The 13,817-nt window shown below is 65.7% G+C and carries 11 protein-coding genes; 5 read left to right on the forward strand and 6 right to left on the reverse strand.

Features of this window, described 5'->3' with window-relative positions; translation table 11 throughout:
• Window positions 1-45: 45 nt before the first annotated feature.
• From I6F28_RS03725 to I6F28_RS03735, 3 genes are all read right to left on the reverse strand, one after another.
• Complete coding sequence (locus I6F28_RS03725) at window positions 46-3,207, reverse strand: multidrug efflux RND transporter permease subunit (protein ID WP_109142455.1); 3,162 nt, start codon at window positions 3,205-3,207, stop codon at window positions 46-48.
• 184 nt (window positions 3,208-3,391) lie between these two features.
• Window positions 3,392-4,585 (reverse strand): efflux RND transporter periplasmic adaptor subunit, encoded by a 1,194-nt coding sequence (locus I6F28_RS03730; protein WP_085968706.1) that lies wholly within the window; start codon window positions 4,583-4,585, stop codon window positions 3,392-3,394.
• Window positions 4,586-4,815: 230 nt separating this feature from the next.
• Window positions 4,816-5,835, reverse strand: coding sequence for an SAM-dependent methyltransferase (locus I6F28_RS03735; RefSeq protein ID WP_225126374.1), 1,020 nt, complete (start codon window positions 5,833-5,835; stop codon window positions 4,816-4,818).
• A gap of 168 nt (window positions 5,836-6,003) precedes the next feature.
• On the opposite strand from I6F28_RS03735, the gene I6F28_RS03740 reads away from it, so the two are divergent.
• The 3 genes from I6F28_RS03740 (at window position 6,004) to I6F28_RS03750 (ending at window position 8,763) form a co-directional block, all read left to right on the forward strand.
• Window positions 6,004-7,017 carry a hypothetical protein gene (locus I6F28_RS03740; protein WP_035998292.1) on the forward strand — a complete coding sequence of 338 codons (1,014 nt, stop codon included), beginning with the start codon at window positions 6,004-6,006 and terminating at the stop codon, window positions 7,015-7,017.
• A 147-nt stretch (window positions 7,018-7,164) separates the two neighbouring features.
• Window positions 7,165-8,193: a peptidoglycan -binding protein gene (locus tag I6F28_RS03745; protein WP_036021776.1), complete on the forward strand. Its 1,029-nt coding sequence runs from the start codon at window positions 7,165-7,167 to the stop codon at window positions 8,191-8,193.
• 123 nt (window positions 8,194-8,316) lie between these two features.
• On the forward strand, window positions 8,317-8,763 hold the full coding sequence (locus tag I6F28_RS03750; protein WP_225126377.1) for a GNAT family N-acetyltransferase: 447 nt from the start codon (window positions 8,317-8,319) through the stop codon (window positions 8,761-8,763).
• A 31-nt stretch (window positions 8,764-8,794) separates the two neighbouring features.
• Here the strand turns inward: I6F28_RS03750 and I6F28_RS03755 are convergent, their stop codons facing one another.
• Window positions 8,795-10,645: an ABC transporter ATP-binding protein/permease gene (locus I6F28_RS03755; protein ID WP_225139293.1), complete on the reverse strand. Its 1,851-nt coding sequence runs from the start codon at window positions 10,643-10,645 to the stop codon at window positions 8,795-8,797.
• A gap of 197 nt (window positions 10,646-10,842) precedes the next feature.
• Between I6F28_RS03755 and rpmE the strand changes: the two genes are divergently transcribed.
• Entirely contained in the window at window positions 10,843-11,070 is a 228-nt protein-coding gene (gene rpmE, locus I6F28_RS03760) for a 50S ribosomal protein L31 (protein WP_027573780.1), read from the forward strand.
• Window positions 11,071-11,269: 199 nt separating this feature from the next.
• On the opposite strand, the gene rcdA is transcribed toward rpmE, so the two are convergent.
• Both rcdA and I6F28_RS03770 read right to left on the reverse strand, forming a co-directional pair.
• Entirely contained in the window at window positions 11,270-11,779 is a 510-nt protein-coding gene (gene rcdA / locus I6F28_RS03765; protein WP_035998279.1) for a protease adaptor protein RcdA, read from the reverse strand.
• Window positions 11,780-12,381: 602 nt separating this feature from the next.
• Complete coding sequence (locus tag I6F28_RS03770) at window positions 12,382-12,573, reverse strand: DUF1192 domain-containing protein (RefSeq protein ID WP_225111693.1); 192 nt, start codon at window positions 12,571-12,573, stop codon at window positions 12,382-12,384.
• 118 nt (window positions 12,574-12,691) lie between these two features.
• Between I6F28_RS03770 and I6F28_RS03775 the strand changes: the two genes are divergently transcribed.
• The gene (locus I6F28_RS03775; protein ID WP_225139294.1) at window positions 12,692-13,690 is read left to right on the forward strand and encodes an NAD(P)H-quinone oxidoreductase; all 999 of its coding nucleotides are present in this window, start codon (window positions 12,692-12,694) and stop codon (window positions 13,688-13,690) included.
• Window positions 13,691-13,817: the final 127 nt, after the last annotated feature.

Below are 13,817 nucleotides of genomic sequence, written 5' to 3' on the forward strand. Positions count from 1 at the left end.
GATTCCGGGCTCGTGCTTCGCACGCCCCGGAATGACGGGGGTGCATCAGTGGCCGGTGTGCGCCCGCGCCGGTCGGCCGTGCGCTTCAGCTTCCCGCGCCGCGTTCGGCTCCCTGTCCCCACCCAGCACGCGCTGCACCGAGACGAAGAACACCGGCACCATCAACAGCGCCAGGATCACCACGGCGATCATGCCGCCCATCACCACTGAGCCGAGCGCCTGCTGGCTGGCGCCGCCGGCGCCGTGGGCGATGGCCATCGGCAGCACGCCGCAGATGAAGGCAAGGCCGGTCATCAAGATGGGGCGGAAGCGCAGGCGGCAGGCTTCGATGGTGGCTTCGACCAGCGGCTTGCCTTCTTTCCGCAGATCTTTCGCGAACTCGATGATCAGGATCGCGTCCTTTGCGGCGAGGCCGATGATCGTGATCAGGCCGACGGTGAAATAGACGTCGTTGGGCAGGCCGCGCAGCATGGCGGCAGTGACCGCGCCGACGATGCCGAGCGGCACGGTGAGCAGCACCGCGAGCGGAATGGTCCAGCTCTCGTAGAGCGCGGCGAGGCACAAGAACACCACGAACACCGACAGCGCGAGCAGGAACGGCGCCTGCGAGCCCGACAGCTTCTCCTGTAGCGACTGTCCGGTCCATTCATAGCCGAAGCCGCGCGGCAATCGGTCGGCGAGCCGCTCCATCTCGGCGATCGCGTCGCCCGAGGTGAAGCCGGGCCTGGCCTCGCCGGAGATGCGCACCGCCGGATAATAGTTGAAGCCGGCGATCTGCGTCGGGCCGCGCGCCCATTCGATCGTGGTGAAGGACGAGAACGGCACCAGCTGGCCGCGGCTGTTCTTGACGTTGTAATTGAGGATGTCCTCGGCCCGCATGCGGTCGCGCGCGTCCGCCTGCACCACGACGCGCTGCATGCGGCCGCGATTCGGGAAGTCGTTGATGTAGTTCGAGCCGAGATTGGTCGAAATGGTGTTGTTGATGTCCTCGAAGGTGACGCCGAACGCGCCGGCCTTCTCGCGGTCGATCATGAGATTGACCACGCCCGCCTCGGGCAGGCCTTCGATATAGACCTTCTGCAGCACCGGGCTGGCATTGGCCTCCGCGATCAGCTGGTCGGCGGCGCGCATCAATTGCTGATAGCCCTTCTGGCCGCGATCCTGGAGGCGAAACGAGAAGCCGGACGAGTTGCCGAGATTGTCGATCGGCGGCGGCTGCAGCGCCGAGATTTTTGCGTCGCGGATCGACGAGCCCAGGTCGCGGTTGACGTCGTTGACGATCGCGGCAGCGGAGTCCTTCGGCCCGCGCTCCGACCAGTCCTTCAGCGTGATGAAGGCCTGCGCGGTGTTCATGCCCTGGCCGGAGAAGCTGAAGCCGGTGAGGAAGGTGACGTTGTCGACGCCCGGCCGCGCGGCGAGATATTTTTCGACCTTCTCGATCACGGCCTCGGTGCGGGCATAGGACGAATCCGAGGGCGTCTGCACGTCGGTGGTGATGAAGCCCTGGTCGTCGACGGGGAGGAAGCCGCCGGGCAGGTTGACGAAGGCCCAGGACAGGCCGACCAGCAGCGCGGCATAGACCAGCATCAGGCGGCCGGTGCGATTCAGCGAAAAGCCGACGGTGCGTGAATAGCGTTCCTTGACGCCTTCGAGCATGCGGTTGAACCAGCCGAACACGAAGTTGGTCGAATGACCGTGCCCCTTTGCCACAGGCTTCAACAGCGTCGCGCACAGCGCCGGCGTCAACGACAGCGCCAGGAAGGCGGAGAAGCCGATCGCGGCGACCATGGTGACGGAGAACTGGCGGTAGATGATGCCGACCGAGCCCGGGAAGAACGCCATCGGCACGAACACCGCCATCAGCACCAGCGTGATGCCGATGATGGCGCCGGTGATCTGCGACATGGCTTTACGCGTCGCTTCCTTCGGCGGCAGGCCTTCCTCGGCCATGATGCGCTCGACGTTCTCGACCACGACGATGGCGTCGTCGACGAGGATGCCGACCGCCAGCACCATGCCGAACATCGAGAGCATGTTGATGGAATAGCCGGCGAGCAGCAGCGTGGAGCAGGCGCCCAGCAGCGCCACCGGGACCACGATGGTCGGAATGATGGTGTAGCGGATGTTCTGCAGGAACAAGAACATCACCACGAACACCAGCACCACGGCTTCGACCAGCGTCGTCAGCACCTTCTCGATCGAGGCCTCGACCACAGGCGTGATGTTGTAGGGGATCTCGTAGGTGATGTTGGCCGGGAAGAAGCGCGACAGCTCCTTCATCTTCGCTTCGACCGCGCTGGCGGTCGCCAGCGCATTGCCGGTCGGCGACATCAGGACCGACAGGCCCGCCGTCGGCTTGCCGTCGAGGCGCGTGTTGAACTGGTAGCTGAGGCCGCCGACCTCGATGCGCGCGACGTCGCGCAGGCGCACGGTCGAGCCGTCGGCATTGGCGCGCAGGATGATGGCGCCGAACTCGTCGGGCGAGGAGAGCTGGCCTTTGACCAGCACCAGTGCCGAGGTGCGCTGGTTCGAGGTCGACGGCTCGGCGCCGATGCTGCCGGAAGCGACCTGCGCGTTCTGCGCGGTGATGGCCTTGTTGACGTCGTCGGCGGTCAGGCCATAGCCGACCAGCTTGGCCGGATCGACCCAGACACGAAGCGAGCGCTCGGTCGAGTACAGTGTGGCGCGGCCGACGCCGGGAATGCGGCGGATCTCGCCGAGCACGTTGCGGATCATGAAGTCGCCGAGGCCGACTTCATCCAGGCTGCCGTCAGTCGAGTTCAGCGTGATGATCTGCAGCACTGCGCTCGAGGCTTCCTCGATCAGGATGCCCTGCTGCATCACCGCGCGCGGCAGGCGCGCCTCGACGCGCTTGATGCGGTTCTGGACCTCGACCGAGGCGGCACTGGTGTCGGTGCCCGGCTGGAAATTGGCGATGATCTCGACCTGGCCGAGCGAGTCGCTGGTCGATTCGAAATTGAGGATGTTGGCGGCGCCGTTGAGCTCCTCCTCGATCAGCCGCGTGACGCTATTGTAGAGGTTTTCCGGCGAGGCGCCGGGATAGCTGGTCGAGACCGAGATCGAGGGCGGCGCGATGATCGGATATTGCGCGATCGGCAGCAGCGGCACCGCGATCGCGCCGATCAAGCAGATGAACAGCGCGACCACCCAGGCGAAGATCGGCCTGTCGATGAAGAAACTCGGCATTGGCCGTTTTATCCTCGTTGTTCGGTTAGACCCTCATGGTGAGGAGCGCGGAACGCGCGCTCCGGACGATGCCGCGCATCGCCGCGAGAACCATGAAGGCCCGGCTCTCTCCCGCGGCCATCCTTCGAGACGCCCGCTTGCAGCGGGCTCCTCAGGTTAAGGACGACACTTGCTGCGCGGAGCGTTACCGCGTGAGCTGCTGAGCGTGCCGGTTGTCTGCGGTCGCTTCCGCCTCCGACCAGGATTGCGGCTTGACCTTGTCGCCGGCCGCGAATTTCTGGAAGCCTTCGACCACGACCTTGTCGCCGGACTTCAGGCCTTCGGTGATGAACCAGAGGCCGTCCTGCACCGAGCCGGTGCGCACCGGCTGCACCGCGATGTGATTGTCGTCCTTGACGACGAACACCTCGCTGCCGCCGCCGCCATTGCGCTGGATCGCCTGCTGCGGCACCGCGATCGCATCGGAATCGAGACCCTGGTCGATGCGGACCCGGACATACATGCCCGGGAGCAGCTCGCGCTTGGGATTGGGGAACTCGCCGCGCAACGTCACCTGCCCGGTGTGGGCGTCGACCTTGGCGTCGGAGAACAGCAGCTTGCCGTCGAGCGAATAGATGGTGTTGTCGTCGAGCACGAGGCGCACCTTGGCGGCATCGGCGGCGATGCGATCGAGGTCGCCGGTCTCGAAGGCGCGGCGGAGCTGGTTGAGCTCGGTCACCGACTGGGTAAAGTCGGCATAGATCGGATCGAGCTGCTGGATGGTGGCGAGATTGGTCTCGTTCTGCACGGCGAGCGCGCCCTCGCTGACGAGGGCCGCGCCGACCACGCCGTCGATCGGCGCACGCACGGTGGCGTAGTCGAGATTGAGCCTGGCCCGCGCGAGCTCGGCCTTGCGGCCCTCGACCTCGGCATGGGCCTGGCGTTCGGCCGCAATCGCCTTCTCGTTCTCGGCTTCGGGCGCGGCGCGATCCCTGGTCAGGGTGGCGATACGATGCGCCTGCTGCTTGGCCTGCGCCAATGCCGCTTCGGCCTTCGCCAGCGCGGCCTCGTTGGCCATGACCTCGACCTCGAACGGGCGCGGATCGATGCGGTAGAGCGGATCGCCGGCCCTGACCTCGCTGCCCTGGCGGAACAGGCGCTCTACCACGATGCCGGACACGCGCGGCCGGACTTCGGAGACCCGGGTCGGGGCGATGCGGCCCGGCAGCTCGCGCACCACGGCGCGCGGCTGCGGCTTGACGATAACGATGCTGACGTCAGGGGCAGGCGGCTGGGCGGCGGACACCGCGGAACTGGATTCCTCGCAAGCACCCAGCAGCGGCGCAAGGGCCGCGAGCATCATTGCAACGCATGCCGATCGCGCTCGAATTCCAAACATGAAGTGGGATGCCCCGATTGTTGAAACTGATCATGCTCGCGCGAAGCCCGTTCTGGACCTTTTGCACGCGGCTGATGCCGCCAAAATAGAATGCATCTGCTGCGATGCAACGCATGGCGCGGGCGGCTCATTGTCACACAGCTTATCCCGTTGAAATCAGAAGGCTTTTGCGGTGTAACTTGATTGTGAATCTAAGTTCCACCGGCGCGTGCTGCGGCGGAACACCGCAATTACTCGGCGGCCTTCATCCGGTAATGGCTGACGCCCCATTCTGTTCCGTCGGCGTAACCGAACAGGCCCGAGGTCGCGAGCAGGAACCAGCGCCAGCGACGCATCCAGAGAGCGGTCTCCTCGCCGTGGACCCCGTGCAAGGAGGCTTCGATGGCCTCGCGATGGGCATCGAAATTGGCCAGCCAGTCGTTGGCGGTGCGCTGGTAGTGCGTGCCGCTCCAGCACCATTCCTTCTCGATGGCAAAGATATCGTCGAACTGCCTGACGAGGTGATGGCTCGGCATCAGCCCGCCTGTGTAGACGTATTGCGCGATCCAGTCGTCGCGATCGGCCGGGTCAGGCAGATGCGAGCCGGACCGGTGGGTGACGACGTGCATGAAGAACCGTCCCTCCGGCGCGAGCCATGACCGCACGCGCGTCATCAGCTTGCGCCAGTTGCTCATCCGCTCGAACATCTCGACCGAGACGATGCGGTCGAACTGGCCATCGGGCGCGAACACGTTCATGTCGGCCGTGACCACGCGCAGATTCAGCAGCCCGCGCCGCCGCGCCTCCTCCTCGACGGAGGCGCGCTGCGCCTGCGAGGCCGCGACCGCCGTCACCGTCGCGTGCGGAAATTGCCGTGCCATCCACAGCGACAGCGAGCCCCAGCCACAGCCAAGCTCCAGAATGGCCTGGCCGTCGGCCAGGCCGGCATGCTCGACGGTCTGGCGCAGCGCCTCCTCCTCCGCCTCCCGCAAGGTGGTCGCGTCGGTCTTGTAGAAGCAGGAGGAGAATTTGCGTTTGGGGCCGAGCAAGTCGGCGAAGAAGGCCGCGGGCACCTCGTCATGCCCCGCTGCCGCGCCCTCGGCGATCGGCCGCAGCATCATCCGCCCGGCGAAGGCGGCATCGTCGCCGAGGCCCAGCCCGGACAGGCGCGTCGCCATGCGGGAGCACAGGCGCTGGATCGCGGCGCGGATCACCACGTCCGGCAGCGGCACACGCTCGGCAGTCCCGATGATCGCGGAAACGACGCTCATGCGCCCCCCGAATGGCGAACTTCTGCAGAGACCTGCTTATCAAAGCACCGCTTCCGGTCCGGGTTCCCCGAGCTGTCCCCGAAATCGGCGCATCCGGCGCTTTTTTTGGGCCGGCGCTGTGCCATAGTGCGCGCCGCAAGCAAGCTTTACGTAACGGATGATACCGGCATGAGGTCTGGCACTTCCCGATCCACCATGGACATCGAGTACACCAAACTGTCCTCGCCCAGCGTCTTCCTGGTGCGGATGCTGGTCTTCCTGGTGCTGTGCACGCTGGTGAGCGTGGTGCTCTACAAGCAGATCGTCCAGGCCTTCTTCGCCAATCCCGGGCTCAACGCCCTGATCGGAGGGGTGCTGTTCATCGGCATCATCCTGGCCTTCCGCCAGGTCATCCGGCTCTATCCCGAAGTCTCCTGGGTCAACAATTTCCGCGTCGCCGATCCCGGCCTGGCGCCGGCCCGCCACCCCAAGCTGCTGGCGCCGATGGCTGCGATCCTTGGCGGGGAGCGCTCGGGGCGGATGACCATCACCCAGACCACGATGCGGCACCTGCTCGATTCGATCGCGACCCGCCTGGACGAGGCCCGCGACATCTCCCGCTACATGACCGGCCTCTTGGTCTTCCTCGGCCTGCTCGGCACCTTCTGGGGCCTGATCGAGACGGTGGGCTCGGTGGGCAAGGTGATCGACGGGCTCAAGGTCGGGAGCGATTCCGGGGCGCTGTTCGACACGCTGAAGGAAGGTCTCGCCGCCCCGCTCGGCGGCATGGGCATCTCCTTCTCCAGCTCGCTGTTCGGCCTTGCCGGCTCGCTGATCCTCGGCTTCCTCGATCTGCAATCGAGCCAGGCGCAGAACCGCTTCTACACCGATCTCGAAGACTGGCTCGCCACCACCGTGCGCGAGTATGGCAACGGCGAGGCGCCTGTCGCGACCGGCGGCGGCGTCGCCAGCGGCGAGCTTCAGGCCGCGGTCGAACGGCTGCGGTCCGTGCTCGAGGAAGGCAGCGGCGGCCGCGGCACCACCGCGGCGATGGCGAGCCTTGCCGAAGCCATCCAGGCGCTGGTCTCGCACATGCGCACCGAGCAGCAGATGATCCGCGAATGGGCCGACGGCCAGGGCGAGCAGAACCGCGAGATCCGCCGCCTGCTGGAGCGGATCGCGCGCCAGCCCGAGAAGAGTTGAGACGGTGTTGTGCCCCGGACGCGACGCAGCATGAAATGATGCATCGCTGAGCCGGGGCCCAGCGTCAGGGACAAGATGGGTCCCGGCTCTGCGCAGCAGCGTTGCACGCTGCACCGCGTCCGGGACACAAGAGTGGAGACGGATGACATGGCCCTTGCCCGCGCCCGCCGCAGCGAAGGCGGTCTCAACTACTGGCCCGGCTTCGTCGACGCGCTGTCGACGCTGGTGCTGTCGATCGTGTTCCTGCTGTCGGTATTCCTCGTGGTGCAGTTCTTCCTGTCGCAGGAGGTCACCGGCAAGGACAAGGCGCTGGAGCAGCTCAACGCCAAGATCGCCCAGCTCAACGAGCTGTTGTCGCTGGAGAAGCTCGGCAAGCTCACCCTCGACGACCAGGTCTCGTCGCTGAAAGCCGGGCTCGCCTCGGCCGAGTCCGAGCGCGACCGCATCAAGGGCCTCTATGACGGCTTGGCTGCCGCCGGCAACGACGCGCAAGGCAAGACCGCCGAGCTCGGCAAGGCGCTGGACTCCGAAAAGGCGGTCTCGGCGCGGGCGCTGGCGCAGATCGAGGTGCTGAACCAGCAGATCAGCGCGCTGCGCCGGCAATTGGCGGCCCTGGAGGAGGCGCTCGATGCCTCCGAGAAGCGCGACAAGGAATCGCAGAACCGCATCGCCGACCTCGGCTCCCGCCTGAACGTGGCACTGGCGCAGCGCGTGCAGGAACTGTCGCGCTACCGCTCGGAATTCTTCGGCCGGCTGCGCGCCATCCTCGGCAACCGCCCCGACATCCGCATCGTTGGCGACCGCTTCGTGTTCCAGTCCGAAGTGTTCTTCGACACGGGACAGGCGGTGCTGCTGCCCGAGGGCCGCGCCGAGCTCGACACCTTGGCAGCGGCGCTGATCGAGCTCGACAAGAAGATCCCGAGCGACATCCCCTGGGTGCTGCGCGTCGACGGCCATACCGACGTGCGGCCGGTGAGCGGCGCGAACTTCAGGTCGAACTGGGACCTGTCCGCGGCGCGCTCGATCTCAGTGGTGCAATATCTGGTCTCGCTCGGCGTGCCCGCCCAGCGCCTCGTCGCGGCCGGCTTCGGCGAATTCCAGCCGCTCGATACCGGCAACACCGAGGAGGCCTACAAGCGCAATCGCCGCATCGAGCTGAAGCTGACGGAGCGGTAGTGGTGAGGGACGCACGACCTCAACGTCATGGCCGGGCTTGTCCCGGCCATCCACGATCTTTGGCCCGCCGCGACAGAAAGGCGTGGATGCCCGCGACAAGCCGGGCATGACGACCTTCGTAAAATGAGCGCGCTCCACCTCCGCCTTTACCGACCCGAAGACGAAGCCGTCGCGATCGATCTCTGGCATCGCACCTGGCAGCAGGCCTATCCGCAGATCGACTTCGCGGCACGGCTCGAATGGTGGCGCGAGCGCTGGCTGAGGGATCTGGTGCCGAAGGCCCAGATCGTGGTGGCGGAGCAGGACGGCGCGCTGGTCGGTTTCGTCACCATCGACGGCGAAGGCTATCTCGACCAGCTCGTCGTCGATCCCGCGCATTGGGGCTCCGACGCGGCAAGGCTGCTGGTGGACGAGGCCAAGCGCCTGTCGCCCTCGGGCGTCACGCTGCTCGTCAACAAGGACAATGCCCGCGCGATCCGCTTCTACGAGCGTAGCGGCTTCGCCCATGCGGGCGACGACGTGAACCCGACCTCGGGGCGGCCGGTGTTGAAGATGGTGTGGAAGGCGTGAGGTCCCCGGTACTTTCCGCCGTGTGAGGCGTCTACGCGCCCTCGAACTGCAGCCGCGCCAGCCGCGCATAGAGCCCGTTCGCCGCGACGAGCTCGGCATGCGTGCCCTGCTCGACGATCCGGCCCTGGTCCATCACCAGGATGCGGTCGCAGGAGAGCACGGTGGCGAGGCGGTGGGCGATGACGAGCGTGGTGCGGTGGCGCATCAGCTCTTCCAGCGCGGTCTGCACCAGCGTCTCGCTTTCGGCGTCGAGCGCGGAGGTGGCTTCGTCCAGCAGCAACAGCGGCGCGTCGCGCAGGATGGCGCGTGCGATCGCAATGCGCTGGCGCTGGCCGCCGGAGAGCGTCACGCCGCGCTCGCCGAGCGCAGTCTCGAAACCTTCGGGCAGGCGGCGGATGAATTCGGCGGCATGGGCGAGCTCGGCGGCGCGCTCGACCTCGGCATCGGTCGCATCGGGCCGGCCGAAGCGGATGTTCTCGCGGGCGCTCGCGGCGAACACCACGGATTCCTGCGGCACCAGAGCGATGCGCGCGCGGAAATCGCCGGGGTCGGCGGACCTGACCGGCACGCCGTCGAGCGAGATCGTCCCGCTGCGCGGATCGTAGAAGCGCAGCAGCAGATGAAAGATGGTGCTCTTGCCGGCGCCGGAGGGACCGACGATCGCGACCTTCTCGCCGGGACGCACGGTGAACGACACCGCGTCGAGCACCTTGACGTCGGACCGCACCGGATAGGCGAAGCTGACCCGATCGAAGCCGACTTCGCCGCGCGCCGGCACCGGCAGCACAAGCGGGGCCGCAGGCGCGGTGATCTCGGGCTCGACGTGGAGGATCTCGAACAGGCGCTCGGCCGCGCCCGATGCCGCCGAGACCTCGCCCCAGACCTCGCTGAGCTGGCCGAGGCCCGCCGCGGCAAACACGGCATAGAGAACGAACTGGCCGAGCCGGCCCGGCGTGATCGCGCCGGAGAGCACGTCATGCGAGCCGATCCAGAGGATGGCGACCACGCTTGCGAACACGATGAAGATGATGATCGCCGTCAGCACGGCGCGGGCCTGGGTCGAGGTGCGCGCGGCTTCATAGGCCTGCTCGACCTCGCCGCCGAAACGCTTCTCGGCAAATTGCTCGCTGGTGTAGGCCTGCACGGTGCGGATCGCGCCGACCAATTCGCCCGCATAGGCGGAGGCGTCGGCGAGCGTGTCCTGCGCATTGCGCGACAGGCGCCGCACCCAGCGCCCGAACGCCACCAGCGGCAGCACGATCAAAGGGATGGCCAGCAGCACAAAGCCCGAGAGCTTCGGGCTGGTGATCACCATCATCGCCGTCGCGCCCAGGAACATCATCAGGTTGCGCAGCGCGATCGAGACGGAGGCGCCGACGGCCGATTTCAGCTGCGTGGTGTCGGCGGTGAGGCGCGAGATCAATTCGCCGCTGCGCGCGGAATCGAAGAAGGCGGGCGAGAGCGACAATAGATGGGCGAAGACGTCGCGCCGGAGATCGGCGACGATGCGTTCGCCGATCGTCATCACGAGGTAGTAGCGCGCGGCGCTGGCGATCGCGAGCACGGCGACGACCGCGAGCATGACCGAGAAGTAGCTGTTGATCAGCTCGATGCCCTCGGGCGTCAGGCCGAAATCGATCATCCGGCGCACCGCGACCGGCACCAGCAGCGTGGTCAACGCTGCGATCGTCAGCGCAACGAAGGCCAGCGCCGCCCGGCCGCGATAGCGGATCACATACGGCGCGAGCGCGAGCAGCGGCCGCAGCTTGGCGCGGCCCTTGGCCGGCGCTTCGATCAGCTCGGCCTCGATCGAGGGAGTGTCTGCGGCGTTCATTGCGGGCCGTTCGACATCGTGGTCATCCAGCCGTTCCACTGCGCTCATGAGATCCGACCCGTTGCATTGATCTGCTCCCAATAGGCCGGTGCATGAGTAGTGGCAAATCCGGGAAGTCCCTTAGGGGCAAACCCGGTCCAGCGCGCCGGCATGGCTTGTTTTGCGGGGTTTCGTGAGGTATAGAGCCGCCCAAATCCGTCATTCGCGAGCCACCCAAGAAGGCGCCGGAGCGCCGAGGAATTGCCATGAAAGCCGAAATTCATCCGAATTATCATACGATTAAGGTCGTCATGACCGACGGAACCGAGTACCTGACCCGCTCGACCTGGGGCAAGGAAGGCGACACGCTGAACCTCGACATCGATCCGAAGTCGCACCCGGCCTGGACCGGCGGCTCCGCCCAGATCATGGACCGCGGCGGCCGCGTCTCGCGCTTCCAGAAGAAGTTTTCGGGCTTCCTCAAGAAGGATTGAGCCGCCCGCAAGGCTGGAGATGAAAACGCCCCCGGGAGACCGGGGGCGTTTTTTGTTTCTAGCCGTCATTCCGGGGCGCGACGAAGTCGCGAGCTACGATGCGCAATTGCGCATCTGAGAATCCATAACCTCGATCGGGAGTATGGATTCCGGGCCCGCGCCAAGAGGCGCGTCCCGGAATTACGATTGTTGATAGACCCTACCGCTCGAACGCGGCCTTCAGCGCGTTGAGGTGCGGCACCAGCGGGTTGCCGATCGTGGCCTGCTCGGCCGGCGGGGTGTGGATCGTGCTGTCGAGGCGGCGGACGCGGGTCTGCAGGCTCATCGAGCGATGGATCAGGTCCTGAAGCTGCGCGGGCAGCTTCTCGATGGTGTCGGCGGGACCGGGATCGGCGGCGGTAAGCTTGACCTTGGTCTTCTCGCGATTGGCCTGGCTTAGCGTCATCTCGCCTTCCTTGACCGCGCGGTGCAGCAGCAGCCAGGAGGCGAGCTGCATCAGGCGCGTCGTGAGGCGCATGCTCTCGGTCGCATAGGTGAGGCTGACGGCGCGGTCGAGCGCCTTGGCCTCAACGCGGCCGGCGCCGTCGAGATAGGCGGCGGTCTCCTCGACGAGGTCCATGCCCTCACGGAACAAATTGCCGAACGCCGCAGAATTGGTGAATCGCTCACTGAGCTGAACGAGCGCGCCGTCGGCCTGCAAACGTTCCATGGTTAACGCCTCTTACGCAACTGTTTGACTGCCCGGCTTTGCCGCCGGCTTATGATGAACAAATCATTGCGCGGGCGGGACGCGGAGTCCAGTGACAAGCGCGGATATGGTTTCTGCGGGTCAATCCTTTCGAATGCAACCGGGATGAGAGGTGCAAACCGGGCAGTGAACGCAAAAAAGAGCCGCCGGAGACCGGCGGCTTTGAAAGTTGATAACAGGGAGGCGTCAAACAGAGTGGACAGGAGCCACTCGGTGTCCAAACGAGGACAGTTCCAGTCATAAACCCGAAAGCTTAATCTGAAGTAAACGAGCTAATTTTTTCAGAGTTCATTAGTCATGTGAGCCAGTGGCCGAGTGTGCTGCGGGAACAGACTCTCCGTCGTCATTCCGCGGCGCGACGAAGTCGCGAGCTACGATGCGCAATTGCGCATCTGAGAATCCATAACCACGAGCGGATGGAACGGCCCGGCTCTCTTGGCGCGCCCTTTTGCAAGAGCCTGGATTATGGATTCCGGGCTCGGCGCTGACGCGCCGCCCCGGAATGACGAGGCGGGGAAAGTTCGGCCCACGCGTCCGGGACGACAGTCGTTGTGCGGCGACCACTACGACTTGAAAATACTGTTCGCCGCATCGCGCGAGGCGCGTTTCTTGGCGGTGGCTTCTTCCAGTCTTGCGATCTCGGTCTTGAGCAGCGCCACGCGCTCGGTCAGTTCCTCCACTGACAAAAGTGAGAGGTCCTGCCCAATTTCATGGCTGATCTTTTTGCGCGGGCGATCGTCCTCTTCTAGCGGCATCGTCGTTGCTCCTCTCGTCCGCGGACCGGACCACACGGCCTAAGGCGGTTGCCAGCCTGCACCGCGCTGGCTAAGCAAGGGCCTCGTTTCCTCCCGCACTTTTGCTCAAGGACACATCATGGACAAGCTGCCCGCGCAAATGACCGTGGTCGCCATCTCCAAGCCCGGCGGGCCGGAGGTGCTGGTGCCGGAGCAACGCAGTGTTCCGCAGCCCGGCCCCGACGAGATCCTGGTCAAGGTCGAAGCTGCCGGCGTCAACCGGCCCGACGTGGCGCAGCGCTCCGGCGCCTATCCGCCGCCGCCCGGCGCCAGCGACCTGCCCGGCCTCGAGATATCAGGCGAAGTCGTCGCGGTCGGCAGCAACGCCAAGCGGCACAAGGTCGGCGACAAGGTGATGTCGCTGGTCGCCGGCGGCGGCTATGCGCAGTACTGCATCGCCCAGGACGCCCAGGCGATGAAAGTGCCGCCGGCGCTGTCGATGAAGGAAGCCGGCGCGCTGCCGGAAACCCTGATGACGGTCTGGCACAATGTGTTCGAACGCGGCGGCCTCAAGGCCGGCGAGACGCTGCTGATCCATGGCGGCTCGTCCGGCATCGGCACTATGGCCATTCAGCTTGCCAAAGCCTTCGGTGCGAAAGTGTTCGTCACCGTGGGATCGCAGGACAAGATCGACGCCTGCCTCAAACTGGGGGCCGACCGCGCCATCAACTACAAGACCGAAGACTTCGTCGCCGTGGTGAAGGCGGAGACCAACAACGTTGGCATCAACCTGATCCTCGACATGGTCGCCGGCGACTATGTCGACCGCAACTATGATGCCGCCGCGGTCGACGGCCGCATCGTCCAGATCGCGACCCTCAACGGCCCCAAGATCAGCGTCAACATCGCCAAGGTGATGGTCAAGCGCCTGACCCATACCGGCTCGACCTTGCGTCCCCGTAGTAATGCGGACAAGGCAGCGATGGTGGCCGCGATCGAGCAGAAAGTGATGCCGCTTTTGCGCGAAGGCCGCGTCAAGCCGGTGATGGACAGCACTTTCCCGCTGGAAAAGGCGGCAGACGCCCACCGGCGCATGGAAACGAGCGCACATATTGGCAAAATTGTGTTGGAGGCCTAGGCCGCTGGCCGACAGGGCAAGCCGGAAACCCTTTGATTTTCCTCGCTTTCGTGGCATCTATCGCGACGCACCGAACCGCATCGGTCCGGTCAGAAATCGCCTTCTAGATTTGCCTTGCACTGACGAG

It is taken from the genome of Bradyrhizobium sp. NBAIM14 (assembly GCF_020193895.1).
Classification (GTDB): domain Bacteria; phylum Pseudomonadota; class Alphaproteobacteria; order Rhizobiales; family Xanthobacteraceae; genus Bradyrhizobium; species Bradyrhizobium yuanmingense.